The following is a 23,265-nucleotide window of genomic DNA, read 5'->3' as shown; positions in this document are numbered from 1 at the left end:
AACATCTACCACAACTTCGAAGGGGGGAAACTGAGTATGAAAAGTTTGAAAAGATTATTAGCGTTATTGTTGGTTTTTCTTGCGTTCACAGTATTGTTTGCTGAAAGTGAACATGTTCACAACGAAGAATGTGGCTGTGAGATTGCAGATTCACGAGATCTATCAATCGATTCTCCAAGTACGTTGCCATTAGGAATCGTAAACATCGAAACATACAAAAAACTGAAAGAATTAGAAGAGAACTTGAATCTCGTGTATGATGCCTTAGAAAGCAGAGTTCCGTACGAGGAATTTGAAGAGTTAAGAAACATGGTCATGACACTTGCCGACCAAATAACCTTTCTTGATGAAAGAACGAGTTCGTACATAGATTTGGTAATTGAAGGACTGAAAAACGATTTTTCGGCTGATATTTCTAATCTTTCGGATGAACTCATGCAAATTGTTGGTGAGTTAAAAGTTACGATAGATATTCACGACAGCGACATACTGAGAATATATGAGACACTTGGGGATATTCCTGAAATCCGTCAAACACTTAAACGGATTGAAGAAGAGCTAATACTTCCAATCATGTCATCCCAAGAACAGGTGGAAAATCAAATACAAGATTTAAAAATCTCATTCGATATCCACGACAGTGACATACTTAAAATATACGAAACGCTTGGAATACTTTCAGAACAGGTAAATCTGCTTACTGAAAAGAGCAAAGATTTAGAAGAAATGAAAACTCAGCTGGAGGAAGTTGTCTTAAAATTAAATTTGCACGACCAAGATGTAGTGAACATATACGATGTGCTTGCTTACAAAGCAGACTCAACTGTTGTTGAAGAAATTGAGAGGAAACTTGAAGAACTCAGATCTAACTTAAATTCGCAAATTGACAAAAACCTTGACACAAGGATCACTCTTCTCGAAGAATATACAAACATGATATACGAGGTTGCAAACTCAAAAGTCTCTATCGAAGATGTTGAAGAAATGATCGTACCGATTAAAAACGAAGTTAACACAATCTCGGAGAAACTTGGAGAAGTTTTAGAAAAGACGAAAATTCAGGATATTGATATAATAAAACTCTACGATGCAGTAGCAAAATTAGCCGACGAACTTAAACGCATAGGTGGCAGGCTTTCGTTACTCGAAACTATTGTCAACGAATTAAGAAATAAATAAACATAACATGGAAGAAAAAGCGTAGGACGTGTCTTTGGTATGTTTTCATATTGTTGGTAATAATCGAGGTATTTGAAAAATTTGAGGATAATTTTGATTTATCTTTTTGAGAGGCATTTTATGAGGTAGCATAATTTATTTCATTCCATAGGATTTTTATGTGTTCACTGTTATTTATGAAAATACTCAGCAATCTTGGATCAAAATGTTCGGGACGGGTTATACCGTCCCCTTTTGTTATTATTTCCAAAGCTTCTTCATGTGTTAACGCCCTTTTGTAAGGTCGCTGTGATCGCAACGCATCGTAGACATCTACGATAGCAACTATTCGAGCCTCAATAGGTATTTCTTCACCTTTCAGACCAAATGGATATCCTGAACCGTCGTATTTTTCATGATGATACAGTGCTATATTCCTTGCTACATCGAAATACCTTTTGTCGCCTAATATCTTTCCACCATAGATAGTATGATTTTTCATTGTTTCAAACTCTTCCTTTGAAAGCTTTGACGGTTTGTTTAGTATCTCCTTTGGGATAAGTATCTTACCGATATCATGCAAAGGTGCAAATAATCTTATCTTATAGACCAACTCGGCTTGTAATCCTAATTTTTCAGCTAAAAAAGCTGATAACTCACCGACTCGTTCTATGTGATTTCCTGTTTCTTCATCATAATTTTCGGCAATTACGGCAAGTTGCCTTGCGAAAGAAAGATAGGTATCTTCAAGTTCATTTGAGAGCTGTTCAAGCACTTTGTAAGACTCTTCTAAATCCTCATTCGTAGCCTTTAGTTCTTCCATAGTGGCTGATAGTTCGGACCTTAAGGTTTGGTATTCCGATACTAAGGTGTTTATCTCGTCTATTTTGGAATTTGGCAACGTATCGTCGACAAATTCTTTCATTTGAGATGAACGTTTCATACTTTCAGCAAGTGCACTGAAGGGTGCTGACAACTCGTAAGCGAATCTTCTTGAAACCAGAGAAACTATAAACAAAACGAATAACGTCAAGACGATTACAAACACAAACCCGCTGAAAATTGGGTAGATCAAATTACTAATATTGAACTTGGCAACGATTAAAATGGGTGCTATAGAAGTTTTCTCATTTTCAAGAAATAACAGGCCCGAATAATAAACCTTTGTTCCACTATGTAAAATTTGATGTCTTCCTTCTCGCATTGATTTTTGAAGAATTGATCTTAAAACTTCTTTGTTTAGAATATCATCTTTCGTCTTACTCAAAGAAAAAACTTCAACAAGATCAAGTGTATATAACCTCAGATCCGAAACTTCGAATACCTTGACAAATTCCAATATTTTCTCAAATAATTGATAATCTGTTCTCTCGTTAAAGTGTAAAACATAGCAATCTTCAAAAATTTTAATGTATATATCTTGTATGAATCCATTTCTTGTTAACCTTTTTGCCACAAAATAATCCACAACATCGTTTAATCTGCCACTTATCCAGTTCGGAATCTGATCGATGCTCGTCTTTTTTAGGCTACAACGATTACTATTATTAAAAGAGCGACTTTTACAGAATTTGCTAATCATACTTATTGCATCATCGGGTTTAAATGAAATCTCACGAACTAACTCATCGAGTGCTATTATTAACGACGCATCAAGCCTAGATACGAAGTCTGCAGAAAGTTTTTCCACTTCTCTAGCGGCATATTCGTAATTTTTCTTGATTTGTTGACTATAATATCTAAACATATGAAACGCCGTAGAAGTGTAAACTATTGTCACAGCAACAACAGTTATTATGACTACAAGCATAAATCTCTTCATAAGGACGTTTCTGAATTTCATATCTACACCTACTTTTGGAAAAATTGATTATAACAAGCTCTAATAGTCCCTTGCTAAGAAATTTCTTAAAAGATCTTAAATTTTGTATCTTGCAACAATATCTTTCAAGTTTTCCGAATTTGCGAGAATATATTTAACACTTAGAGCTATCTCGTTGATATTAGCTGTTATTTTTTCAATACTGTCATTCACTATTTTAACATTGTTATTTATTTCTTCAACACTCTTAGCATTTCCAAACATAGTTTGAGCTATTTCATCTGCGGCTGCTGTTTGTTCTTCAACAGCGGCAGCAATTTCTTGCATCATGTGACTAATTTTTTCGATTGCTTCAATTGTATCGTCTATCATGGTATCGGCTTTGTCCACAAGCTTTGTTCCTTCCTCTACGCGCAACAATATTTCTTCGGAAACCTTATTGGCATTCTGGGCTATTTCTTTTATTTCTCCTACTACTTTTCTGACATTATCAGATGCTTTTTTACTTTCTTCTGCCAACTTTCTTATCTCATCGGCGACAACTGCAAAACCTCTTCCTGCTTCTCCCGCCCTTGCTGCTTCTATGGCTGCATTTAAGGCAAGTAAATTAGTTTGTTCGGCTATCGTATTTATAGTTTCAACAAAACCAGATATTTCCTCCGCACCTTTATTAAAGCTTTCAACTACTTTCTCCACCTTTTTTGCGGAATTTGTTATATCTCTTGTGGTTAATATAACTTGTTTCAATACTTCACCGGCATCTTTTGCAAGTTTTGTACTGTTATCTGCAAACATCGAAGCTTGCTGTGAACTGTGTGCTATATTTCTGGTTGCACTACTGATCTCTTCCACGCCAGCCGTTGTTTGTTGGATAGCAGCGTGGATATTCTCTGTCTTCTCTGTTATTTCATTCATTTGTTTGGCAATGTTTTTCATATTGATTGCTATCGATTCATTTTCAGATCCCAACTCTCTTATGCTATTTGCAACGTTAACAGCTTCCTGTTGGACTTGCTTTAAGTTATCGCTCAAGTATTGTATAGATTCTTTAAATTCTCTAAGTAATGTACTGATTTCATCTTTTGATTCAACACTTTCTATTTGAATTGTTAAGTCGTTGTTTCTCAATGAGCGTGAAGCTTCAATGACAGGTTTTAGGTACTTCAGCAGATAGCTAATGAAAAAGATAGACGAACCAATACTGGAGGCTAAGACTATAATTGGTACCACGTAAGAAATCATGAAAATCCTCTTTTCAAAGATCGATATCTTTTTTTTAAAGTTTGCTTTCTCATTCTCAAATTTTTCAAAGTTTTCTTCAGGAAGAGTCGATTTGTCAATGGAACTAATGATCTTACCATAATTTTCTAAAACGCTTTCAAAATCCTTCACAGAAAGCTTAAACAAGGCTCCTCCGTAAAATGCTATGAAAGATAACACAAAAACTGGCACAATACTTACAAGAAGAAGTTTAAACTTCAAACTCATGAAAATCCCTCCTTCCAAAAAATATTGCACCAGCTTCGTGTCACATTCATTATAATCTATTATCACTCTATTGTCAAGAGTGCTAATCAGAAAAAATAAAAAAGGAAGCTAAAAAGCTTCCACAAAATGGTCTGGGCGGTGGGACTTGAACCCACGACCACCAGATCCCGATTCTGGCGTTCTAGCCATCTGAACTACGCCCAGATAATTATGATAGGATTTTTTCAATGTTTTTCCATACTTTCCATTAATATTTTACCATAAGTGCTGTTTTTTTCAAGTAATGTTTAAAATATGAGCAGCCACGATCATATGAAAAAGAAATTGTTCCTATTAATTAACTCAAAAAAGTGGTATAATTTTAATAAAATTTCTAGCTGAAGGTGAGGAGGTACGTTGAGAGTATGGACAAATTTCTTGTGTTAATAGTTGACGATTCAAAAACAGTACACAATCAAATAACCAAGGCTATAAAAAATATAACCTTAGAAAATAAACCAATAGAGATTGAAAGTGTTTACAGCTATCGGGAATTTAAAAGCGTTTACGAACCTAACAAGTATGCTCTTGTGATAACTGACTTGGTTATGGAAACAGAAGATTCCGGTATAAATGTGATAAATCATATAAGACATACAGTAAATGACACAAAGACAAGAATTGTACTTATGACTGCTAATCCAGAAAAAGTTCCACAAGAATTGTTGATAAGAGATTATGATGTGAATTCTTACATAGAGAAAAGGTCAATGAACGACTTTCTATTGAAACTGACAGTTATTTCGTTGCTTAAAACCTACAAAGATATTATAGCTTTTGAAAAAGCGATTAATTCTATAGAACATGTTATTCAGAGCTCAAAAGAGATGAACTTGGAAGAACTGCTTATAGAGATCTTCTTTCAAGTTCGTTCATTCTTAACACTGAAAAGTTCAAATATTGAGATAGAAGGTCAGATATATTTAGATGATCATAAAATATTTCCTCCCAAGACAGTTAATCAAACAAGTAAGATTCATCAGAAAAAATCCGTTATTTCTTTTGGATATTTATTTGAGGAGGAAATTCTTGGCAAGCATGTGAAGATTATCATAGGATCTTCTAAGCAACTTAGTGATATCGATAAGGATTACGTAAAAGCTTTGCTTTCGAATCTTAAACAATCATATTTTTACACCCAGTTAATGGATATTGAAAATGAACTTGTTTACCGACTGGCGAATCTTGTTGAAACACGTTCTGAAGAAACGGGAGAACATGTAAAAAGAGTTTCGGAAGTGTGCTATTTATTAGCTTTGGATTTCGGATTCGATAAAGACTCATCGTTGATCAAAGGTGCATCTGGACTACATGATGTTGGAAAGGTTGGAATACCAGATCATATTTTAAATAAGCCAGGAAAGTTAAGCGATCAAGAGTTCTCTGTTATGAAGGAACATACACTTATAGGGTTTGAGCTTTTGAAAAACTCGCGTTTAAGGTTATTTGAACTTGGTGCACTCATCGCTTTGCAGCACCATGAGAGGTGGGATGGAACAGGCTATCCTTATGGGTTGAAAGGGGAAGAAATTGCCCCAGAGGCGAGGATTGTTCAAGTTGCCGACGTTTTCGAGGCTTTAACACACAACAGATGCTATAGGCCTGCATGGCCTATTGATAAAGCGATCGAATACATGTACGATATGAGTGGGAAGCAATTTGATCCAAAGGTTATTGAGATTTTTAAGAAGAGATTGTGGGATATACTTGATATTTTCAAAAAATTCAAAGACTAATTGACTGTGATAGGTAATTTTGAATTTTTTCTATTGCATTTTTAAAATCTTCAGGTATTCTCGCTATGAATTTCATTTTTTGTCCTGTTCTTGGATGGTAAAATGCCAGGCTTAGTGCGTGTAGCATTTGCCTTTTGATACCAAATATTTCATCTTCTTTAGCCCGCCCATACACCTCGTCACCCATCAGAGGATGACCTATGTATTTCATATGTACTCTTATTTGGTGAGTTCTTCCCGTTTTCGGGTATGCAAATACAACCGCACCGATTTCGCCAAATTCTCTTATTACTTTGTAGTGTGTCAATGCAGGTTTTCCGTACTCTGATTGTGTTGTTGTCATTTTCACCCGTAAAACGGGATTTCTTGCGATGCTTATTTGTATATCACCCTCTTTTTTCTTCGGAACACCTTTAACTAAGCACACGTAAAGTTTTTCTGTTAGTCTGTCTTTAAACTGTTTCGTTAAAGATTGATGGGAGAGATCATTTTTAGCTATTACCATTACTCCACTTGTATCTTTGTCCAATCTGTGTACTATGCCCGGTCGCAATACTCCACCTATTCCTTGTAAATCTTTACAATGGTAGAGTACAGCATTTACGATAGTACCTGAGGTATGAGAAGGAATAGGGTGTGTAATTATACCTGGTTGCTTATTTATAACAAGTATGTCCTTGTCTTCATATATTATTTCAAGAGGTATATTCTCCGGTAGAATTTCCGGGAGTTGTGGTTTTTCCGGAACGTTCAATGTAATTATATCCCCAGACTTCACCTTGTAACTCGGCTTCTTCGAAATTCCATTGACCAATACTTCCGCATTCTTTATTGCTTTCTGTATGAACGTTCTTGAGACCCAATCTGGTGTTTTCTCCATCAAAAACTTGTCCAGTCGCCAACCATTTTCTCTGGAGGTAACCTGTATATCCACCTGAAATTTCCCTCCGATAAGCTTTGTGCTTTCTGTTAGCCAACTTAATTTCGGCACTTAATAGTTGTACCAGTAAGAAAAGGCTACCAAAGAATATAAATATATCAGCCATGTTAAAGACTGTGGGCCAATGTTTCATCGTTAGAAAATCTATTACATACCCGAATCTGATTCTATCGATAAGATTTCCAAGTGCCCCACCAACTATGAGCGAGAGAAATATTTCCGTGCTTTTTCTTAATTTTACAAATCCTGGTATGAGTGATATTGCAACCACAATTGCAAGTGATAGATAAACAACGATCTCTTTTACCCCTGCAAATAATCCAAAGGCTATGCCTCTATTTGTTGCATAAGTTAAAATGAAAAAATCCAGAACGGGTATAAACTGAGCTTGTAAGAAGGCACTTGCTAAATGCTTGGTTATTTGATCTATTGTGACAGTTAAAACAACCCAGAACATCTGATCAGCCTTTCTAAGCTCGCAATTATAATTTTCTATAAATAAACGGTGAAGCAACTTCAAGACCTATACTTCGATAACTAAATATCCTTTCAGTATTGCCTACAAACAATAATCCTCCTGGTCTTAAACTCTCTGAAAATTTTTTGTACAGTTCTTCCTTTGCTTCCATTTCGAAGTAAATTACAACATTTCTGCAAACTATCAAGTCAAAGCCTTTCTCAAATGGATCTTGTAAAAGATTGTGCTTTTTGAATAAAACACGTGCTTTAACATTGGGCTTTACTATGTATCTTCCATCCCTTGTTATAAAGTACTTTTGAATATATTCAGGCGGAGTGCTTACCATAGATCTTTCGTCGTATTCACCTACTTGTGCTCTTGTTAGCACACCAACATCTATGTCTGTTGCTAAAACTTTTACTGCTGCAGGAGCTTTGAGTTCTTCAAGTAGGATTGCTATACTGTATGGTTCTTCACCAGAAGAGCAACCTGCGCTCCAGGCTTTGAATCTTGCACCACTTTCTCTAAGTAATTCAGGCAAGAATTTGTCTCTAAGTTCCAACCACTTTTCTGGATTTCTGAAAAATTCCGTCACATTTATAGTGAGCTTGTCTAAGAATTCGTCTTTTTTCTTGCTGTCTTTTATTATAAGTTCATAATATTCTTTGTACGATTTACAGCTATATTTTCTGATGAGCATTTCTATTCTTCTTTTCATTCTTTCTGGTTTATAACCAGAAAGATCTAAATTCATACTGTCTTTGATCTTTTTTACAAACCATTCGAACTCTTCCCAAGGTAGCTCGTGAAATTCACCAGACTGGAAATTCGACAGCCAAGCGAATTTTTTGTCCTTGAAGTCGTCCAATGACATATATATCACCTACCTTCCACTGAAGACCACCAAAGATGGAATTTTGATTTGTATATTCATTTCCGAAGTTTATTTCAAGATCATCCTTTTTTAATGTAAAACCAAATTGTGCTTTGAGTTCACTAGTAGCATCCAAAAAAACGAGGGCATATATGAGCATATTTTTACTAAGGTAATTTATTCCCAAGCCGGTCTTCTCACCAGTAAATACATATATTAGTTTACCTACTCCAATATTGAACTTATCTTCGAGGCGCTCGACAAATAAATCAAGACCGAACAAGCTGAATGTGATGTTTAGTGCTTTATAATTTCCAATTAGCGATATGTGTTGATCTGTGTATAAGAGGTTATCGTTGTAGTAACCTGTTCCGAGCCAAGTGAGATACCACGCTTTTTGTGCAGGGTTTATAAATGTGCTGAATGGTAATTGATTAAAATTGCAGTATGTCACTTTATAGGGATATTCCTCAAATGCAAAATGCTTTATTATGTTTTCTTCTTTTAAGCTAAGCTTTGGAAAACCTTTCGAAAAATCTATATTTGATGATGTGTAAAAATCCACATGAAATTTCCAAAATCTGAAGTTATATCTAAAAGATAAACCGTATTCAGTATCAAATGGAGAGACGCTAAAAAATAGCGTCTCTCCAAATAAGAGCACACTATTAATGAACATAAAAAGGAAAAAGGTGTTTATTAATATTTTTCTCTCAAACATTTATCCACACCTTTTTGTTTTCGAATAAGTCTATACTTAATGATTAACCTTCAAGCTTAGCCATTATAGCTTCAAGTTCAGCATCGTCAATATCGAAATTACCAAAGACCTCTTGGACATCATCGTTATCTTCAAGAGCATCTATAAGTTTGAGCACCTTTTCAGCTTCGCTTCCAGTAACTTTTACACTGTTCTTTGGCTTATATGTTATCTTTGCTGTACCATCAAAACCATTCTTTGAAAGAGTTTCTTTAAGTGAACTCAAAGATTCTGGGGATGTGTAGACAAGTACCGGATCTCCTTCTTCGATATCTTCTGCTCCTGCGTCTATTGCTAAGAGAGTGAATTCGTCCATGTCAGATATCTTTTCCGCTGGTATTTCTATGACTCCTTTCCTTTCGAAGATCCATGCAACTGAACCACTTTCTGCAAGCGAACCACCATTTTTGCTCAGTATATGTCTTAATTCTTGAGCAGTTCTATTCTTGTTGTCTGTTAATGCAAGTATGTAAAGTGCTACGCCACCTGGTGCGTATGCCTCGTATATTATTTCTTCGTATTTTTCTCCTTCTAGTTCTCCTGTACCTTTTTTAATCGATCTTTCGATAGTATCCTTTGGCATATTTGCCTCTCTTGCTTTTTCAAGCACAGCCCTTAACCTTGGATTTGTGTCGGGATTTCCTCCGCCCTCTCTTGCAGCAACAATTATTTCTCTGATAAGTTTTGTAAATATCTTGGATCTTTTAGCATCCTGCGCAGCTTTTCTGTGCTTAATATTCGCCCACTTATTATGACCAGACATACTCTATACCTCCCTTAAAACGTATTAAAAATCACTCAAAAATTCTTTCACAGTTTTTAAATTTGATTTATTATCGTTCTCCGGGTCTGATGACCTTATCTATTATACCATATTCTTGTGCTTCTTGTGCACTCATGAAAAAGTCTCTATCAGTGTCCTTTTCTATTCTTTCAATGTCTTGTCCTGTGTGCTTGCTCAGAATTTCGTTAATTAACCTTTTTATTCTTAACAACTCTTTTGTGAGTATTTCTACATCCTTAGCACTTCCTTCTGCACCACCGAGTGGTTGGTGAATCATTATCCTGCTGTTTGGGAGTGCAAATCTTTTGCCCTTTGTGCCCGCTGCTAAAAGTACAGCACCCATTGATGCTGCCTGACCTACACATATCGTTGCAACATCGCACTTTACGTACTGCATAGTATCATAAATTGCCAATCCAGCAGTTACAAGTCCACCAGGGGAATTAATGTAAAGTTGAATATCTTTATCTGGGTTTTCCGCTTCAAGGAAAAGTAGCTGAGCAACCACAAGATTTGCAACGTGATCGTCTATTGCACTACCGAGAAATATTATCCTATCCTTGAGTAATCTTGAGTATATGTCATACGCTCTTTCGTATCTACCTGTCGTTTCAATTACTATCGGTACATACTGATTCAATATTTTGTCAATTTCCATGTTTATCACCTCAAATCATGCTTTTGATCCATTATCAATTATTGCTATTTATTCTTTTGCTATGTCTTGTTCTTTCTTTATTGAAACTTCTTCTACCTGTGCTTTTTCTTGGAGAATTTTTGCAACCTTTGATTCTACGATTTCCATAATAACTTCATTTCTCAGCTCTTTTCTTTGCTTGATGATTGCTTCTGCTCTATCTGGGCTGACTCCCCATTCAACAGAAACTTTTGTAGCAAATTCTTTTATATCTTCGCTTGTAACTTTAACGTCATTTTCCTCGGAAAGTTTTTTTACTGCAAGGTCTTTCTTTAAAGTGCTCAAATAATAGTTTTTCAGTTCTTCAATGACCTTTTCTTCGCTTCCATAACTCTTTACATACTCCTCATACTTGCCTTTTTCTTTGAGATCTTCTATTATATTCTCGATTGCTCTTTGAATAGTTTTTTCACTGATTTCAATCTCAGTTATGGTTGACAATTGGTCAATTATTTGCAGTTTGTACGAATCATTTAATTCCCTTTCGTATATTTCTTTTCCCTCTTTTCTGAATTTGTCTTTGAGTTGTTCTACTGTTTCGACTTCTTCGATATCAAGTGTTTTTACAAATTCATCGTTAAATTCTGGAAGAATTCTTTTAAATACACTATCTACTTCTAATACATATTTGTAAACAATCTTTTCGCCTTCACTTTTTTCAAACACTTTATCAAATTCTACAATTTCTCCCTTTCTCTTTCCATAAAGTTGTTTTACAACGTCTCTTTCATCATCTTTTAAAAGTATGTATTCTTTCTCTTCTGCGTCTCTTAATTTCTTCTCGCCAAACAAGACGGTCTCTTTTACTTTAACAAGATCTCCCTCTTGGGCTTCGGATTCTTTTGGTTCAAGGACCGCGTGTTCATCAACAATGTGTTTGATTCTTAAATCTATATATCCATCAAGTACTTCTTCCTCTTTTGCCTTTCTAAGTTTTAATTGTGATGTATCGATTTTAACCTCAGGTTCGAGATGAAGTTCAACTAAGATTTTTCCGCCATTTTCATCAAATTTTGCGTCTGCTATTACGGGAGGGATTATAATTCTGAGTTCTTCCTTGTCGAGGGAGTTTTCAACTTCTTTTATTGCTTCATCTGCAACATAAATACTGTAAAAGGTATCTTTTAATCTAAGCTTATATATTTCTTTTGGTACTTTTCCAACTCTGAAGCCTTCTATTTGATATCCTCTCTTATTAAGAGAATCAACAGCCTTATCTTCTAACCTTTTAATATCATTTATGTTGAATATGTACTCCTTTTCGATTACGTTCTTGTCCTTGTTTAATTCTCTTACTTCCATCTTTGCACCTCCAACTAATTATTACAAGCATGCTTTTGATTTTTAAAAGGGGCATATAGCCCCTTACACTTCTACGATATGCGGATTAATCAACGAGTTGTAAAACAGAAAGTTCGGCACCGTCTCCTCTTCTTGCTCCTACTTTTATCACCCTTGTGTATCCACCGTTTCTCTCGGCATATTTTGGAGCAATTTCATCGACGAGTTTATTAACGAGCTTTCTATCACCAAGTTCTGCAAAGATCTGCCTTCTTAAGGCAACACTCTCCGCTTTGTTTTCATTCTTTATTTTGTAAGCTTTAACAGCCTTCGTGACAAGTCTTTCAATATATTCTTTTCCAACTTTAGCCTTGACTGTTGTTGTCATAATTGTACCGTGTTGGATCAATTCCTTGGCAAGGTTTCTCATCAACGATAGTCTATGACTGCCATATCTATTTAACTTATTTCTCTTCATCCTGTGTCTCATTTTACTTGTCCCCCTTTCTCAACGACAGACCAAATTTCTCACGGAGTTTTTCTTTGACTTCATCGAGAGATTTCAATCCAAAATTTTTAATTTTCATCAAGTCTTCTTCTGTTTTGGATAACAAGTCTCCAATGGTTTCGATTTTATCCCTTTTGAGACAATTGAGAGATCTTGCAGAAAGATCAAGTTCTTCTATTCTTTTCATCATTACATCCTCAGGAGAACCACTTTCTTCAGCTAAAACTGTTGCTTCTGGTACGGCGGGAATAGGTAGTTCTTCAACATCACTGAGGCTTTGCTCTATAAAGTTAAAATGATCCAGAATAATCTTTAGAGAATGTTTAAGAGCTTCTGCTGGTTTTATACTCTTTTTAGTTTCTATCTCGAGTATGAGTTTTTCAAAGTCTGTTCTTTTGTCGACACGCACGTTTTCAACAAGCCAATTTACTTTTATAACAGGGCTGTAAACTCCATCAAGGACGATCCAACCGATTTCAGGTCTTTCGTTTCTGTCGGCAGCAGGTACGAATCCTTTACCGAATGTTGCGTAAAGTTCTATTTCCAAATCCGCATCTTCGTTTAATGTTGCAAGATAGTGTTCAGGATTGACAACCACTACACCTGCTGGACATTCAATATCTCTTGCTTTAAGTATACCTGGACCTTTTTTGGAAATCGTTAACTTCACTGGTGATTCAACATATGCTTCTACTCTCAACTGAACTTTCTTCAAATTAAGTAATAGATACATTATATCTTCCTTTACACCTTCTATAGTGTCAAACTCGTGATATTTCTCTGGCTTGATAAACCGTACATCAGTTATTGCAAAACTCGGTATAGAAGATAGCAGGACTCTTCTAAGTGTATTGCCAATTGTAACGGCATAACCTTTCTCAAGCGGTGAGAGCGTATACTTTGCATAATAACGATCTTCGTATTCCACCTGCTCTTCTAACCTGAATTTTCTTGACGTAATTTGAATCATTAGTATCACCTCGAGTAGAATTCAACAATAGCCTGTACGTTAACTGGAAGATCAGTTACTTCTTCAAGTTTTGGATGTCTCACATAAACTCCTTTAAATTGTTCGTAATCGACATCAAGCCAACTTGCGCTTGTTCTACCTTTGTTGAGTTCAATTGCTTGTTTAATTGGCTCAATCGTTCTACTCGCATCCTTAATGGATATCACATCACCCGGCCTTACTTGATAAGAAGGTATGTCAACTTTCTTTCCGTTGACAAGTATGTGACCATGTGAAACAAGCTGTCTTGCTGCTCTCCTATTTATCGCAAACCCAAGTCTGTAGACAACATTATCAAGTCTTCTCTCAACTTGAACAACCAAGTTTTCACGAGTATCTCCCGATTGTTTTGCTGCTCTTTCATAGTATATTCTAAATTGTTTTTCGAGTACACCATAAATTCTTTTCATTGTTTGTTTAGATCTTAACTGTAGACCGTATTGTGTTAACTTTTTCTTTTCCTTACCATGTTGACCTGGAGCAAACGGTCTTTTATCAAACGGACATTTTTCGCTGAAACATCTCTCACCCTTAAGATAGAGCTTCATGCCCTCTCTTCTACAAAGCCTACATAAAGGACCTGTATATCGTGCCATTATTTTCCCTCCTTAATGTCGGTTAACATACGTTGTTTACTTCCACATAGTTTCATACTCTTCTTCTTTTCGGTGGTCTACAACCATTAAATGGAATTGGTGTTGCATCTCTTATATTATCGATTTCAAGTCCTGCGGCTTGTATGGTTCTTATAGCTGTTTCTCTACCAGCACCCGGTCCTTTAACTACAACGTCTACTCTTTTTATTCCCATTTTCACCGCATCTTTTGCAACTTTATCAGCGGCAAGCTGAGCTGCGTATGGTGTTCCTTTTCTTGTCCCTTCAAAACCAGCGGTGCCACCACTTGCCCAACTTAATACATGTCCTGTCGGATCAGTTAAACTGATTATTGTGTTATTATATGTTGATTTTATATGTACCACACCATGATCAACCGCTATCTTCTTTTTTTGTTTTGCTTTTGGCCGACCTTTTGCCATTTAATTTTCCCTCCTTCAGCAACCCTTAGAGACTTTTAGCGCTTTTTAATCGATTCTAAGCTATTATTTGCCTTTTTTCTTGATTCTACTTGGTCTTGGTCCTTTTCGAGTCCTTGCGTTTGATCGAGTTCTTTGTCCTCTCACAGGAAGTCCAAGTTTGTGTCTTAAACCGCGGTAACAACCAATATCCATTAGTCTTTTGATATTCCTCATTACTTCTGTTCTCAGTTCTCCTTCAACCTTGTAATTTTGTTGAATAAATGATGAGATCTTGCTAATTTCATCTTCTGTTAACTGCTTGACTCTCTTGTCTGGATCTACACCTGTATTTTTGCATATTTCCATTGCACGTGTTGGTCCTATGCCGTACAGATATCTTAATGCGATGTGGACCTTTTTGTTGCTCGGTATTTCGACACCAACAATACGAGCCATTAATCTCCCTCCTTAACTTATTTAACCTTGTCTTTGATTGTGCTTTGGATTAACTTTACAGACTACGAAGACTTTTCCTTTCCTACGAATAACTTTACAGTACTCGCATCTTTTTCCTATAGATGCTTTTACTTTCATGTTTATCTCTCCTTTCGGAAGTGTTTTTATAATAAACTTATTCTTCGTCATCTAATATCTCTTCTTCGCCTTTCGCGTCTATCTTTTTCCTGTAAACTATCCTTCCACGGGTTAGGTCATATATTGTCAACTCAACTACTACCTTATCGCCAGGAACAAGTCTAATGAAATTTTTTCTCATTTTTCCGGAAACATGAGCAAGTACTTTGAATCCGTTGTCGAGTTGTACTCTGAACATAGCATTTGGTAGTGCTTCAACTATTGTTCCTTCCATTCGTATGACGTCTTCCTTGTTTTTCAGACAAACCACCTCACGCTTCAGAGATCTTTCAAAATACCTGAATCTGACATGGTTAATATATCACATCCGTCCTCAGTGATCACTACCGTATGCTCAAAATGAGCAGATCTTTTTCCATCTACCGTTACTACAGTCCAACCATCTTCTAAAACAACTACGTGCCAGCCGCCTTCGGTAACCATGGGTTCTATTGCAATTGTCATTCCTGCTTTTAGTGTTACACCGGTACCTGGCTTCCCATAATTAGGAACTTGAGGATCCTCGTGAAGCGCTTTTCCAATTCCATGACCTACAAAATCTCTGACCACACCAAAACCGTTACCTTCTACATACTTTTGAATTTGGTACGACACATCCCCAAGTTTTATACCAGGTTTTATTATTTCAATTGCTTTCATAAGAGATTCGTATGTAACTCTGACAAGTTTTTCCCCGTTTTCATCCGTCTTATCTACTATGTATGTTACAGCTCCGTCTCCATACAATCCGTCGTAAATTGCTCCAACATCTATTGAAACTATATCGCCCTTCCTAAAAACTTTTTTTCTTAACGGAAACCCATGTATAACTTCTTCGTTTACAGATACTGTTGTAATGTAAGGGTATCCACTGTAACCTTTAAAAGCGGGTTTGCACTTGAAATCTCTTAAAATCTTATCAGCAAGTATCTCGATATCATGAGCGGTTGCACCATCAACTACAAATTTTCTTGCTTCTTTTAAAACAGTAGCAACCGCTCTGCAGGCTATTTTCATCTTCTCGACTTCTTCTTTTGTCTTAAGTCTTATCATTGTCTTTTTATACCACCCAATATATTAAACAACATTTTCATTACTTCTTCTACACTTTTTCTACCGTCTAAAGTAAAAAGTTTGTTTTGATTTCTATAATATTCGATTAACGGAGAAGTTTTCTCTATGTAGACTCTGTATCTTCCTCTCACAATTTCTTCTTTATCATCGTCTCTTTGAATCAGCTCGCCGTTACAGTCGTCGCATCTACCCTCGATTCTTGGAGGAAGGGTTATCACATTGTACACTTTACCACACTTGGCACAAACTCTTCTTGTGGAGATCCTTTGAACAACTGTTTCTTCATCTACTTCGAAATACACCGCACCATCAAGTTCCTTTTTCATGTTCTTAAGCATAATATCCAGAGCTTGTGCTTGATTAATGGTTCTTGGATAACCATCAAGTATGAATCCATTTTCGCAATCTGGTTGTTTTAATCTTTCCTCCACTAATGCATTTGTTAATTCATCAGGAACAAGATTGCCAGAATTAACTATGTCTTGTACCTTTTTGCCAAGTTCAGTACCTTTTGCTATGGCTTCTCTAAAAATATCACCCGTTGATATATGTGGGATACTATATTTTTCAACAATTCTTTTGGCATAAGTTCCTTTACCAGCACCGGGAGGTCCAAGGAATATCAAATTCATATTTTTCACCTTCTTGATTACCTTCTGCCAGCAATTTTTCCTCTTTTCACAAATCCTTCATAATTTCTCATAATCAAATGAGCTTCTATTTGTTGGGCTATATCAAGAGCAACACCAACAGCAATAAGTGCACTCGTACCGCCGAGCCATATGTTAACTCTGGTTATACCCTCCACCAGATATGGCAACAGTGATATACCTACAAGGAATATGGCACCTATAAAAGTTACTCTGTTTAAAACGTAAGTGATATACTCTTCTGTTGGCTTACCTGCTCTTATACCAGGTATAAACCCACCATATCTTTTGATATTTTCAGAGATATCTTTCGGATCTATAACAACAACACTGTAGAAATACGTAAAGAAAAATATCAAGAGTGCGTAAAGTATTATCATAAACGGACTTTGCATGCTGAATAATTTTATTGCCCACTGCGCGCCAGTAATCTGGGCAATTGCTTCAGGAATACTTACTATAGCCCATGCAAAGATTATTGGAATAACTCCTGAGTGATTGACTTTTATAGGAAGATATGTGCTTGTTCCACCATAAATTCTTCTTCCTACCATCCTTGTTGCGTATTCTATCTTAATTCTTCTTTCTGCTTGTTGTACATATATAATTGCAACGATCATGAATATAGCTATTGCAACGAGGAAAATCCATCCAAATATATTGAGATTCCCGAGAACGGCTGTTCTAAAGTAAGCAGGATATCTGGAAACTATACCAGCAAATATCATTATACTCACACCGTTACCAATACCTTTTTCTGTTATTCTATCGCCAATCCAAAGTAAGAACATTGTACCAGCAACGAGCGAAACTGTTGATACAAAAGCAAACAGCCAAGTGTTTATAGCTATTATTCCTTGATAACTTCTTGCCAATCCAAAAGATACTACGAAAGATTGAAGTGCTGCAAGACCAAGTGTAAGATTTTTTGTATAATGTTGGAATTTTTTTCTACCTTCTTCTCCTTCCTTAAGAAGCTCTTTCAAAGAAGGAATAATAGAAGCCAGAAGCTGCATGATAATCGATGCGTTAATGTACGGTGTAACACTCATTGAAAAAACTGAAAACCTACTAAACGCTCCACCGGTAAAAACGTCATAGAAACTAAGAACACCACCGGCAAGGCCGGTGCCCTGTTTGGAAAGCGCTTCCCCCCAGGCTTTAATATTTACACCTGGAACGGGAACGTAAATACCAAGCCTAAAAACAAGTAACATAAGAAATGTAAATATAACCCTATCCCTTACCTCCGGAATTTTCATTGCGTTTCGTAGCGCTTTCCACATTTTCAGATCACCTCTATTTTTCCACCGACTTTTTCTATCTTCTCCTTTGCCTTTTCACTGAATTTATGAGCTTTAACCACAAGTGGTTTTGTAATCTCTCCCCTTGCCAATATCTTAACACCATCGTGTATTTTATTGATAATACCTTTTTCAAGAAGCAATTCAGGAGTAACTGTATCATTGCTTTCAAAGCGTTCTTCGAGTGTTTCAAGATTAACTATTGCGTAAACCTTCTTAGCAAAGTTCTTAAACCCGAATTTTGGAAGTCTTCTGTGAAGTGGTGTTTGACCACCTTCCATCCAAGCTCTTACTTTTCCAGTACCTCTTGATTTTTGACCTTTGTGACCTCTTCCTGCTGTTTTACCCTTACCAGAACCTTGCCCTCTACCAAGTCTTTTGTATTTCTTATTTGAACCTGGTGTTGGTTTAAGATCTTCTATGGTAATCATTTGATTTCCCTCCTTATTCTTCCACTTCTTCTACTTTGAGAAGATGTTTTACTTTTTCTATCATGCCTCTTATTTGAGGGGTATCTTCTTTGATGACACTATGGTGCATTTTTCTTAATCCCAACCTTCTTACTGTATCCTTTTGATCGTATTTGTAACCTATTGGACTTCTTACAAGAGTTATCTTAAGTTTTTTCATACATTAACCCTCCTTTTTAACACCGCGAACTACTTGAGCGGGGGTTATGTCTCTGAGAGCTGCTATCTTTTCAATGGAGAAAAGGTTCTTTATTCCATCAACCGTGGCTTGAGCAATAACAACAGGATTTGTAGAACCCATAGCTTTTGTAAGTACATTTTGCACACCAGCGAGTTCAAGTATTGCACGAACCGTACCATTAGCAATTATACCAGTACCAGGAGCAGCAGGTTTCATAAGAATTCTTGCAGAATCCTGTTTTCCAACTACTTCATGTGGTATTGTACCTTTTACAACAGGTATTTCCATCATATTTCTTCTTGCACTAACAAGTGCTTTTCTTATTGCATCTGGCACTTCCCTTGCCTTCCCAACGCCGATACCTACTTTTCCATTCCTATTTCCTACAACAGCTAGTACTCTGAACGATAAATTTTTACCACCTTTTGTAACCTTTGTAGTTCTTCTGATTTCTATTATCCTTTCCTCAAAAGTTTCACCAGCTTGTTTTATCTTTTCAGCTATTTCTGACACTGTGAGCACCTCCTAACAAAATCTTAAAATTTCAATCCAGCTTCCCTTGCCGAATCTGCAAGGGCTTTAACTCTACCATGGTATTTGAATCCACCTCTATCGAATACTACTTCTTTTATACCTTTTGCTAATGCTCTTTCTGCAATCAATTTCCCTATTTCTTTTGCAGCTACTACGTTCCAAGTTTTCTTAAGTTTCTCTCGTACTGCCTTTTCTACAGTAGAAGCTGCAACAAGAGTAACGCCTTTCGTGTCATCTATTATTTGCGCATAAATGTGTTTTTCACTTCTAAAAACTGAAAGTCTTGGCCTTTCAGGAGTACCTGACAGTTTCTTTCTTATTCTCTTATGTCTTACAAGTCTTAATTTCCTGCGATCTTCTCTCTTAATCACGTCTTATACCCCCTTATGCTTTCTTTCCTTCTTTGAGTTTGATTACTTCGTCTACGTACTTAATACCTTTGCCACTGTATGGATTTGGTTCTCTCCATCTGCGTATATCTGCAGCAACTTGTCCTACTCTTTGCTTGTCTATACCGCTGACTATTATCTTATTTGGTGCAGGTACTTCCACCTTTACATCGGAGGGTATTTCAAACTCAACTTGGTGAGCATATCCAAGGTTCATTAAGAGTTTGTTACCCTGCAACTGTGCCCTGTAACCGACGCCAACAATTTCAAGCTCTTTCTTGAAACCTTCTGTGACACCGATAACCATATTTCTAACAAGTCGCCAATAAGTACCAACCATTGCTTTAAATTTTCTTTCATCTGCTTTTCTCTTTGCTGCTTCAAGATTTGGTGTAAACCATACTTCGTTACCTTCAACCTTTATATTGACATATGGATGCGAATTTAATTTGAGCTCGCCTTTGGGACCTTTAACTTTAATTTGAGAGTCGGTGAGTGTAACTTGGACATTTGACGGTAAAACAACAGGTTTCTTTGCTATACGAGACATGAGGTACACCTCCTTACCAGATGTAGGCAATAACTTCTCCACCGACTCCATACTCTACAGCTTCTTTGTCGGTGAGTACGCCCTTTGATGTAGATATTATTGCAATTCCAAGTCCATTCTTGACTCTTGGTATATTGTTCTTACCAACATAAATTCTTCTACCTGGTTTCGAAACGCGTACAATTCCGTGAATTACTCTTTCTTTATTTTTCCTTGTACCTTTGTATTTCATTTGAAGTCTAAGAACTCCTTGTTTTCCGTCTTCAATGTATGTGTATCCTTTTATGAAACCTTCTCTAACAAGAATGTCTGCTATTGCTCTTTTTAAGTTTGAAGCCGGTATATCTACTTGATCTTTAAAAACAAGGTTCGCATTTCTTATTCTAGTAAGCATGTCAGCTATTGGATCGCTCCACACGGTTAACACCTCCATAATTACCAACTTGCTTTCCTAACGCCCGGGAGTTTTCCCTCGTTAGCCATTCTTCTGAAACAAACTCTGCAAATTCCGAATTCTCTATAGACTGAGTGTGGTCTACCACAGATATTACATCTTGTATATTCTCTTGTCTTGAACTTCTTAGGTTTTTTCCATTTTTCTACCATTGATTTTTTTGCCATTAAAAATTCCCTCCTCAATTATTGCTTTTTGAATGGAAATCCAAGTAACTCAAGTAATCTCTTGGCCTCTTCATCCTTTTTTGCTGTTGTTACTACAACAATGTCCATTCCTTGGATTCGCTTGATTTGATCTGGTGATATCTCTGGAAAAACAAGTTGTTCTGTTAAACCAAAGCTGTAGTTACCTTTTCCATCAAATGAGTTTGGATTTAATCCCCTGAAGTCTCTAACCTTTGGAAGTACAAGATTGACGAGCTTGTACACAAAATTGTACATTCTTGGTCCTCTTAACGTTACCTTTACACCTATGGTCATACCTTTTCTTATTTTGAAATTTGAAATACTCTTCTTCGCTTTTGTGATGAGTGCTTTTTGACCTGCTATCATCGTAAGTTCGCGTGCATGTGATTCTATGATATCTTTATTTCGTGCACCTTCACCAACGCCCATATTTATAACTACCTTCACCAACCTTGGAACTTCGTGGATGTTTTTATATCCAAACTCTTTCATTAAAGCTGGCACCACTTCTTTCTGATACTTTTCTTTTAATGGAACAAATTCGTAGGCCATTTTTTATTCCTCCTTACTTCTTATCTATTATTTCGCCGCATTTTTTGCAAAATCTCACTTTTTTGCCATCTTCAAGAATCTTAAATCCAACTCTTGTGGCTTTATCACAACTTGGGCATACTAACATAACTTTTGACCAGTACAACGGTGCTTCCTTTTCTATTATTCCGCCCTGTCTAAGTTGTCCAGTTGGTCTTTGGTGTTTCTTTACAACATTCACACCTCTGACAATTATCTTTTCATCTTTTGGCATTACTTGAATAACTTCGCCTCTTTTTCCTTTATCACTACCGGAAATAACTTGTACCGTGTCACCCTTTTTGATTTTCTGTGCCATCGATTACCACCCCTTACCATACTTCTGGTGCGAGAGATACTATTTTCATAAATCCTTTTTCTCTCAGTTCTCTTGCAACAGGTCCGAAGACACGCGTACCTTTTGGTTGATTAAATTTATCGAGTACAACTGCCGCGTTGTCATCAAATCTTATATAACTTCCATCAGGTCTTCTTATCTCTTTTCTGGTTCTTACTACAACCGCTTTTACAACGTCACCTTTCTTAATATCAGTATTAGGTACCGCTTCCCTGACACTGCAAACAACTATATCACCTATTGTACCGAATTGTTTATGTGATCCACCTAGTACTCTAATTACTCTAAGAACCTTTGCCCCAGAATTATCAGCTGCTACGAGGTAGCTTTCATTTTGAATCATTGTACACTACCCCCTTCGTTCTCGAATAATTCCTCAGTCTCAGGCGTTTGTAGACCAAGTTTAGAACGCTCGAGTATTTGAACAACTACCCATCTTTTCAGTTTGCTTAAAGGTCTTGATTCTTCTATTTCTACAACATCTCCAATTTTGCATGCGTTATTCTCATCATGAGCATAAAATTTCTTTGATTTCTTAATATACTTTCCAAACTTTGGGTGTTTCACAAGTCTTTCAACTTTGACTGTTACGGTTTTATCCATCTTGTCACTTACAACAACACCAATAAATCTTTTCTTAGGCATTTGTATTACCTCCTTATACCAAGTTCACGTTCACGTAATATAGTTTTGATTCTTGCTATGTCCCTTTTAGTTTTCTGGATGAGACTAAAGTCTTTCAATTCTCCTAAAGCATTTTGGAATCTCAAGTTCATTAATGTTCTTTTCTTTTCTTCTAAAAGTTTTACTAATTCCTCATTATTCATGTTTCTTATTTCCACTGGTGTCATACTGCTTCACCACCTATGTGATGTCTTGTCACAATTTTTGTTTTGATTGGCAATTTTGTTGCTGCATATTCAAGGGCTTTTATGGCAAGTTCTTCTTCAACACCACCGATTTCAAACATCACCTTTCCTGGTTTTACAACGGCAACCCAACCTTCAACGTTACCTTTACCTTTACCAAGTTTTGTTTCAGGCGGATGCTTGGTATAAGACTTGTCCGGGAATATCTTAATCCAAAGTTTTCCTTCCTTCTTTAGAGTTCTTGTAATTGCAAGTCTGCAAGCTTCTATTTGTTGTGATGTTATCCAAGCCGGTTCGAGTGCTTTAAGACCATATTCACCAAACATTACAAGAGCTCCACCTTTTGTTTCTCCTTTAGTTCTACCTCGTTGTTGTTTTCTGTATTTAACTCTTTTTGGCATTAGCATAGTTATTTAACCTCCCTCGTCCTATTCGTTGAACGATTCAAGTAAAGTCTTCAAATTCTAA

General features: G+C 36.4%; 33 protein-coding genes, 1 tRNA gene and 1 pseudogene. 2 read left to right on the top strand and 33 right to left on the bottom strand.

Features of this window, described 5'->3' with window-relative positions:
• The first annotated feature begins 36 nt into the window (after positions 1–36).
• Positions 37–1,179: a hypothetical protein gene (locus tag N2Z58_05210; GenBank protein MCX7654052.1), complete on the top strand. Its 1,143-nt coding sequence runs from the start codon at positions 37–39 to the stop codon at positions 1,177–1,179.
• A gap of 118 nt (positions 1,180–1,297) precedes the next feature.
• Here the strand turns inward: N2Z58_05210 and N2Z58_05205 are convergent, their stop codons facing one another.
• The 3 genes from N2Z58_05205 to N2Z58_05195 form a co-directional block, all read right to left on the bottom strand.
• Positions 1,298–3,001, bottom strand: coding sequence for an HD domain-containing protein (locus N2Z58_05205; GenBank protein ID MCX7654051.1), 1,704 nt, complete (start codon positions 2,999–3,001; stop codon positions 1,298–1,300).
• 75 nt (positions 3,002–3,076) lie between these two features.
• Positions 3,077–4,468 (bottom strand): methyl-accepting chemotaxis protein, encoded by a 1,392-nt coding sequence (locus N2Z58_05200; GenBank protein ID MCX7654050.1) that lies wholly within the window; start codon positions 4,466–4,468, stop codon positions 3,077–3,079.
• A gap of 127 nt (positions 4,469–4,595) precedes the next feature.
• A tRNA-Pro gene (locus N2Z58_05195) sits at positions 4,596–4,672 on the bottom strand.
• Positions 4,673–4,872: 200 nt separating this feature from the next.
• Between N2Z58_05195 and N2Z58_05190 the strand changes: the two genes are divergently transcribed.
• Positions 4,873–6,243, top strand: a complete 1,371-nt coding sequence (locus N2Z58_05190) for an HD domain-containing protein (protein MCX7654049.1) — start codon at positions 4,873–4,875, stop codon at positions 6,241–6,243.
• Here the strand turns inward: N2Z58_05190 and N2Z58_05185 are convergent.
• From N2Z58_05185 to rplP, 30 genes and pseudogenes are all read right to left on the bottom strand, one after another.
• Entirely contained in the window at positions 6,233–7,123 is an 891-nt protein-coding gene (locus N2Z58_05185) for an RluA family pseudouridine synthase (GenBank protein ID MCX7654048.1), read from the bottom strand. The two genes, N2Z58_05190 and N2Z58_05185, sit on opposite strands and share 11 nt — an antisense overlap.
• Positions 7,124–7,238: 115 nt before the next feature.
• Positions 7,239–7,640 (bottom strand): annotated as a pseudogene (gene lspA, locus N2Z58_05180) (signal peptidase II).
• A gap of 25 nt (positions 7,641–7,665) precedes the next feature.
• Entirely contained in the window at positions 7,666–8,517 is an 852-nt protein-coding gene (locus N2Z58_05175) for a protein-glutamate O-methyltransferase CheR (protein ID MCX7654047.1), read from the bottom strand.
• Positions 8,456–9,238, bottom strand: coding sequence for a hypothetical protein (locus N2Z58_05170; GenBank protein MCX7654046.1), 783 nt, complete (start codon positions 9,236–9,238; stop codon positions 8,456–8,458). Before N2Z58_05170 ends, N2Z58_05175 begins: the two co-directional genes overlap by 62 nt.
• 43 nt (positions 9,239–9,281) lie before the next feature.
• Positions 9,282–10,040, bottom strand: coding sequence for a YebC/PmpR family DNA-binding transcriptional regulator (locus N2Z58_05165; GenBank protein MCX7654045.1), 759 nt, complete (start codon positions 10,038–10,040; stop codon positions 9,282–9,284).
• 70 nt (positions 10,041–10,110) lie between these two features.
• Positions 10,111–10,719 (bottom strand): ATP-dependent Clp endopeptidase proteolytic subunit ClpP, encoded by a 609-nt coding sequence (clpP, locus tag N2Z58_05160; protein MCX7654044.1) that lies wholly within the window; start codon positions 10,717–10,719, stop codon positions 10,111–10,113.
• A gap of 48 nt (positions 10,720–10,767) precedes the next feature.
• Positions 10,768–12,060, bottom strand: a complete 1,293-nt coding sequence (locus tag N2Z58_05155; protein ID MCX7654043.1) for a trigger factor — start codon at positions 12,058–12,060, stop codon at positions 10,768–10,770.
• Between the two features lie 85 nt (positions 12,061–12,145).
• Complete coding sequence (gene rplQ / locus N2Z58_05150) at positions 12,146–12,529, bottom strand: 50S ribosomal protein L17 (GenBank protein ID MCX7654042.1); 384 nt, start codon at positions 12,527–12,529, stop codon at positions 12,146–12,148.
• Between the two features lies 1 nt (position 12,530).
• Positions 12,531–13,517, bottom strand: a complete 987-nt coding sequence (locus N2Z58_05145; protein MCX7654041.1) for a DNA-directed RNA polymerase subunit alpha — start codon at positions 13,515–13,517, stop codon at positions 12,531–12,533.
• Between the two features lie 5 nt (positions 13,518–13,522).
• Positions 13,523–14,152 carry a 30S ribosomal protein S4 gene (gene rpsD / locus N2Z58_05140; protein ID MCX7654040.1) on the bottom strand — a complete coding sequence of 210 codons (630 nt, stop codon included), beginning with the start codon at positions 14,150–14,152 and terminating at the stop codon, positions 13,523–13,525.
• Positions 14,153–14,204: 52 nt separating this feature from the next.
• Positions 14,205–14,594 carry a 30S ribosomal protein S11 gene (rpsK, locus tag N2Z58_05135; GenBank protein ID MCX7654039.1) on the bottom strand — a complete coding sequence of 130 codons (390 nt, stop codon included), beginning with the start codon at positions 14,592–14,594 and terminating at the stop codon, positions 14,205–14,207.
• 63 nt (positions 14,595–14,657) lie between these two features.
• A complete protein-coding gene (gene rpsM, locus N2Z58_05130) occupies positions 14,658–15,029 on the bottom strand; it encodes a 30S ribosomal protein S13 (protein MCX7654038.1) in 372 nt (123 codons plus the stop codon).
• 21 nt (positions 15,030–15,050) lie between these two features.
• The gene (rpmJ, locus tag N2Z58_05125) at positions 15,051–15,167 is read right to left on the bottom strand and encodes a 50S ribosomal protein L36 (GenBank protein ID MCX7654037.1); all 117 of its coding nucleotides are present in this window, start codon (positions 15,165–15,167) and stop codon (positions 15,051–15,053) included.
• A 37-nt stretch (positions 15,168–15,204) separates the two neighbouring features.
• Positions 15,205–15,468, bottom strand: a complete 264-nt coding sequence (infA, locus tag N2Z58_05120; protein MCX7654036.1) for a translation initiation factor IF-1 — start codon at positions 15,466–15,468, stop codon at positions 15,205–15,207.
• Between the two features lie 17 nt (positions 15,469–15,485).
• Complete coding sequence (map, locus tag N2Z58_05115; protein MCX7654035.1) at positions 15,486–16,259, bottom strand: type I methionyl aminopeptidase; 774 nt, start codon at positions 16,257–16,259, stop codon at positions 15,486–15,488.
• Positions 16,256–16,912, bottom strand: a complete 657-nt coding sequence (locus N2Z58_05110; protein MCX7654034.1) for an adenylate kinase — start codon at positions 16,910–16,912, stop codon at positions 16,256–16,258. Before N2Z58_05110 ends, map begins: the two co-directional genes overlap by 4 nt.
• 17 nt (positions 16,913–16,929) lie before the next feature.
• Positions 16,930–18,216 carry a preprotein translocase subunit SecY gene (gene secY, locus N2Z58_05105; protein MCX7654033.1) on the bottom strand — a complete coding sequence of 429 codons (1,287 nt, stop codon included), beginning with the start codon at positions 18,214–18,216 and terminating at the stop codon, positions 16,930–16,932.
• Between the two features lie 2 nt (positions 18,217–18,218).
• A complete protein-coding gene (rplO, locus tag N2Z58_05100; protein ID MCX7654032.1) occupies positions 18,219–18,662 on the bottom strand; it encodes a 50S ribosomal protein L15 in 444 nt (147 codons plus the stop codon).
• Between the two features lie 16 nt (positions 18,663–18,678).
• The gene (gene rpmD, locus N2Z58_05095) at positions 18,679–18,864 is read right to left on the bottom strand and encodes a 50S ribosomal protein L30 (protein ID MCX7654031.1); all 186 of its coding nucleotides are present in this window, start codon (positions 18,862–18,864) and stop codon (positions 18,679–18,681) included.
• A gap of 3 nt (positions 18,865–18,867) precedes the next feature.
• Positions 18,868–19,398 (bottom strand): 30S ribosomal protein S5, encoded by a 531-nt coding sequence (rpsE, locus tag N2Z58_05090; GenBank protein MCX7654030.1) that lies wholly within the window; start codon positions 19,396–19,398, stop codon positions 18,868–18,870.
• A 23-nt stretch (positions 19,399–19,421) separates the two neighbouring features.
• Positions 19,422–19,790 carry a 50S ribosomal protein L18 gene (gene rplR, locus N2Z58_05085; protein MCX7654029.1) on the bottom strand — a complete coding sequence of 123 codons (369 nt, stop codon included), beginning with the start codon at positions 19,788–19,790 and terminating at the stop codon, positions 19,422–19,424.
• Between the two features lie 13 nt (positions 19,791–19,803).
• Complete coding sequence (gene rplF, locus N2Z58_05080) at positions 19,804–20,358, bottom strand: 50S ribosomal protein L6 (protein ID MCX7654028.1); 555 nt, start codon at positions 20,356–20,358, stop codon at positions 19,804–19,806.
• Positions 20,359–20,371: 13 nt separating this feature from the next.
• Positions 20,372–20,791: a 30S ribosomal protein S8 gene (gene rpsH, locus N2Z58_05075; GenBank protein ID MCX7654027.1), complete on the bottom strand. Its 420-nt coding sequence runs from the start codon at positions 20,789–20,791 to the stop codon at positions 20,372–20,374.
• A 2-nt stretch (positions 20,792–20,793) separates the two neighbouring features.
• Positions 20,794–20,979, bottom strand: coding sequence for a type Z 30S ribosomal protein S14 (locus tag N2Z58_05070; GenBank protein ID MCX7654026.1), 186 nt, complete (start codon positions 20,977–20,979; stop codon positions 20,794–20,796).
• An 18-nt stretch (positions 20,980–20,997) separates the two neighbouring features.
• Positions 20,998–21,552, bottom strand: coding sequence for a 50S ribosomal protein L5 (gene rplE / locus N2Z58_05065; protein MCX7654025.1), 555 nt, complete (start codon positions 21,550–21,552; stop codon positions 20,998–21,000).
• A 13-nt stretch (positions 21,553–21,565) separates the two neighbouring features.
• Complete coding sequence (rplX, locus tag N2Z58_05060; GenBank protein ID MCX7654024.1) at positions 21,566–21,889, bottom strand: 50S ribosomal protein L24; 324 nt, start codon at positions 21,887–21,889, stop codon at positions 21,566–21,568.
• Positions 21,890–21,902: 13 nt separating this feature from the next.
• Positions 21,903–22,271: a 50S ribosomal protein L14 gene (gene rplN / locus N2Z58_05055; GenBank protein MCX7654023.1), complete on the bottom strand. Its 369-nt coding sequence runs from the start codon at positions 22,269–22,271 to the stop codon at positions 21,903–21,905.
• Positions 22,268–22,573 carry a 30S ribosomal protein S17 gene (rpsQ, locus tag N2Z58_05050; GenBank protein MCX7654022.1) on the bottom strand — a complete coding sequence of 102 codons (306 nt, stop codon included), beginning with the start codon at positions 22,571–22,573 and terminating at the stop codon, positions 22,268–22,270. The genes rplN and rpsQ overlap by 4 nt, the downstream gene beginning before the upstream one ends.
• Positions 22,574–22,578: 5 nt before the next feature.
• Complete coding sequence (gene rpmC / locus N2Z58_05045) at positions 22,579–22,779, bottom strand: 50S ribosomal protein L29 (GenBank protein MCX7654021.1); 201 nt, start codon at positions 22,777–22,779, stop codon at positions 22,579–22,581.
• Positions 22,776–23,204, bottom strand: a complete 429-nt coding sequence (rplP, locus tag N2Z58_05040) for a 50S ribosomal protein L16 (GenBank protein ID MCX7654020.1) — start codon at positions 23,202–23,204, stop codon at positions 22,776–22,778. The genes rpmC and rplP overlap by 4 nt, the downstream gene beginning before the upstream one ends.
• Positions 23,205–23,265: the final 61 nt, after the last annotated feature.

Origin of the sequence: Fervidobacterium sp., from assembly GCA_026419195.1 — a bacterium.
Classification (GTDB): domain Bacteria; phylum Thermotogota; class Thermotogae; order Thermotogales; family Fervidobacteriaceae; genus Fervidobacterium.
The sequence above is the reverse complement of the archived record's forward strand: the minus strand, read 5'-3'. Positions and strand labels throughout refer to the sequence as shown.

What these genes read in the sequence shown, in the direction of transcription:
- N2Z58_05070 (MCX7654026.1), bottom strand. Translation starts at nt 20,979, where the DNA reads ATGGCAAAAAAATCAATGGTAGAAAAATGGAAAAAACCTAAGAAGTTC.
- N2Z58_05210 (MCX7654052.1), top strand. Translation starts at nt 37, where the DNA reads ATGAAAAGTTTGAAAAGATTATTAGCGTTATTGTTGGTTTTTCTTGCG.
- clpP (MCX7654044.1), bottom strand. Translation starts at nt 10,719, where the DNA reads ATGGAAATTGACAAAATATTGAATCAGTATGTACCGATAGTAATTGAA.
- rpsH (MCX7654027.1), bottom strand. Translation starts at nt 20,791, where the DNA reads ATGGAGGTGTTAACCGTGTGGAGCGATCCAATAGCTGACATGCTTACT.
- rpmJ (MCX7654037.1), bottom strand. Translation starts at nt 15,167, where the DNA reads ATGAAAGTAAAAGCATCTATAGGAAAAAGATGCGAGTACTGTAAAGTT.
- N2Z58_05110 (MCX7654034.1), bottom strand. Translation starts at nt 16,912, where the DNA reads ATGAATTTGATATTCCTTGGACCTCCCGGTGCTGGTAAAGGAACTTAT.
- rplF (MCX7654028.1), bottom strand. Translation starts at nt 20,358, where the DNA reads ATGTCTCGTATAGCAAAGAAACCTGTTGTTTTACCGTCAAATGTCCAA.
- rplP (MCX7654020.1), bottom strand. Translation starts at nt 23,204, where the DNA reads ATGCTAATGCCAAAAAGAGTTAAATACAGAAAACAACAACGAGGTAGA.
- rpsK (MCX7654039.1), bottom strand. Translation starts at nt 14,594, where the DNA reads ATGGCAAAAGGTCGGCCAAAAGCAAAACAAAAAAAGAAGATAGCGGTT.
- rplX (MCX7654024.1), bottom strand. Translation starts at nt 21,889, where the DNA reads ATGGCACAGAAAATCAAAAAGGGTGACACGGTACAAGTTATTTCCGGT.
- N2Z58_05145 (MCX7654041.1), bottom strand. Translation starts at nt 13,517, where the DNA reads ATGATTCAAATTACGTCAAGAAAATTCAGGTTAGAAGAGCAGGTGGAA.
- N2Z58_05165 (MCX7654045.1), bottom strand. Translation starts at nt 10,040, where the DNA reads ATGTCTGGTCATAATAAGTGGGCGAATATTAAGCACAGAAAAGCTGCG.
- N2Z58_05200 (MCX7654050.1), bottom strand. Translation starts at nt 4,468, where the DNA reads ATGAGTTTGAAGTTTAAACTTCTTCTTGTAAGTATTGTGCCAGTTTTT.
- N2Z58_05185 (MCX7654048.1), bottom strand. Translation starts at nt 7,123, where the DNA reads ATGGAGAAAACACCAGATTGGGTCTCAAGAACGTTCATACAGAAAGCA.
- rpmC (MCX7654021.1), bottom strand. Translation starts at nt 22,779, where the DNA reads ATGACACCAGTGGAAATAAGAAACATGAATAATGAGGAATTAGTAAAA.
- rpsM (MCX7654038.1), bottom strand. Translation starts at nt 15,029, where the DNA reads ATGGCTCGTATTGTTGGTGTCGAAATACCGAGCAACAAAAAGGTCCAC.
- rpmD (MCX7654031.1), bottom strand. Translation starts at nt 18,864, where the DNA reads ATGAAAAAACTTAAGATAACTCTTGTAAGAAGTCCAATAGGTTACAAA.
- N2Z58_05155 (MCX7654043.1), bottom strand. Translation starts at nt 12,060, where the DNA reads ATGGAAGTAAGAGAATTAAACAAGGACAAGAACGTAATCGAAAAGGAG.
- map (MCX7654035.1), bottom strand. Translation starts at nt 16,259, where the DNA reads ATGATAAGACTTAAGACAAAAGAAGAAGTCGAGAAGATGAAAATAGCC.
- rplQ (MCX7654042.1), bottom strand. Translation starts at nt 12,529, where the DNA reads ATGAGACACAGGATGAAGAGAAATAAGTTAAATAGATATGGCAGTCAT.
- N2Z58_05190 (MCX7654049.1), top strand. Translation starts at nt 4,873, where the DNA reads ATGGACAAATTTCTTGTGTTAATAGTTGACGATTCAAAAACAGTACAC.
- rplN (MCX7654023.1), bottom strand. Translation starts at nt 22,271, where the DNA reads ATGATTCAAAATGAAAGCTACCTCGTAGCAGCTGATAATTCTGGGGCA.
- rplE (MCX7654025.1), bottom strand. Translation starts at nt 21,552, where the DNA reads ATGGCCTACGAATTTGTTCCATTAAAAGAAAAGTATCAGAAAGAAGTG.
- N2Z58_05205 (MCX7654051.1), bottom strand. Translation starts at nt 3,001, where the DNA reads ATGAAATTCAGAAACGTCCTTATGAAGAGATTTATGCTTGTAGTCATA.
- secY (MCX7654033.1), bottom strand. Translation starts at nt 18,216, where the DNA reads ATGTGGAAAGCGCTACGAAACGCAATGAAAATTCCGGAGGTAAGGGAT.
- N2Z58_05170 (MCX7654046.1), bottom strand. Translation starts at nt 9,238, where the DNA reads ATGTTTGAGAGAAAAATATTAATAAACACCTTTTTCCTTTTTATGTTC.
- rpsD (MCX7654040.1), bottom strand. Translation starts at nt 14,152, where the DNA reads ATGGCACGATATACAGGTCCTTTATGTAGGCTTTGTAGAAGAGAGGGC.
- N2Z58_05175 (MCX7654047.1), bottom strand. Translation starts at nt 8,517, where the DNA reads ATGTCATTGGACGACTTCAAGGACAAAAAATTCGCTTGGCTGTCGAAT.
- rpsQ (MCX7654022.1), bottom strand. Translation starts at nt 22,573, where the DNA reads ATGCCTAAGAAAAGATTTATTGGTGTTGTTGTAAGTGACAAGATGGAT.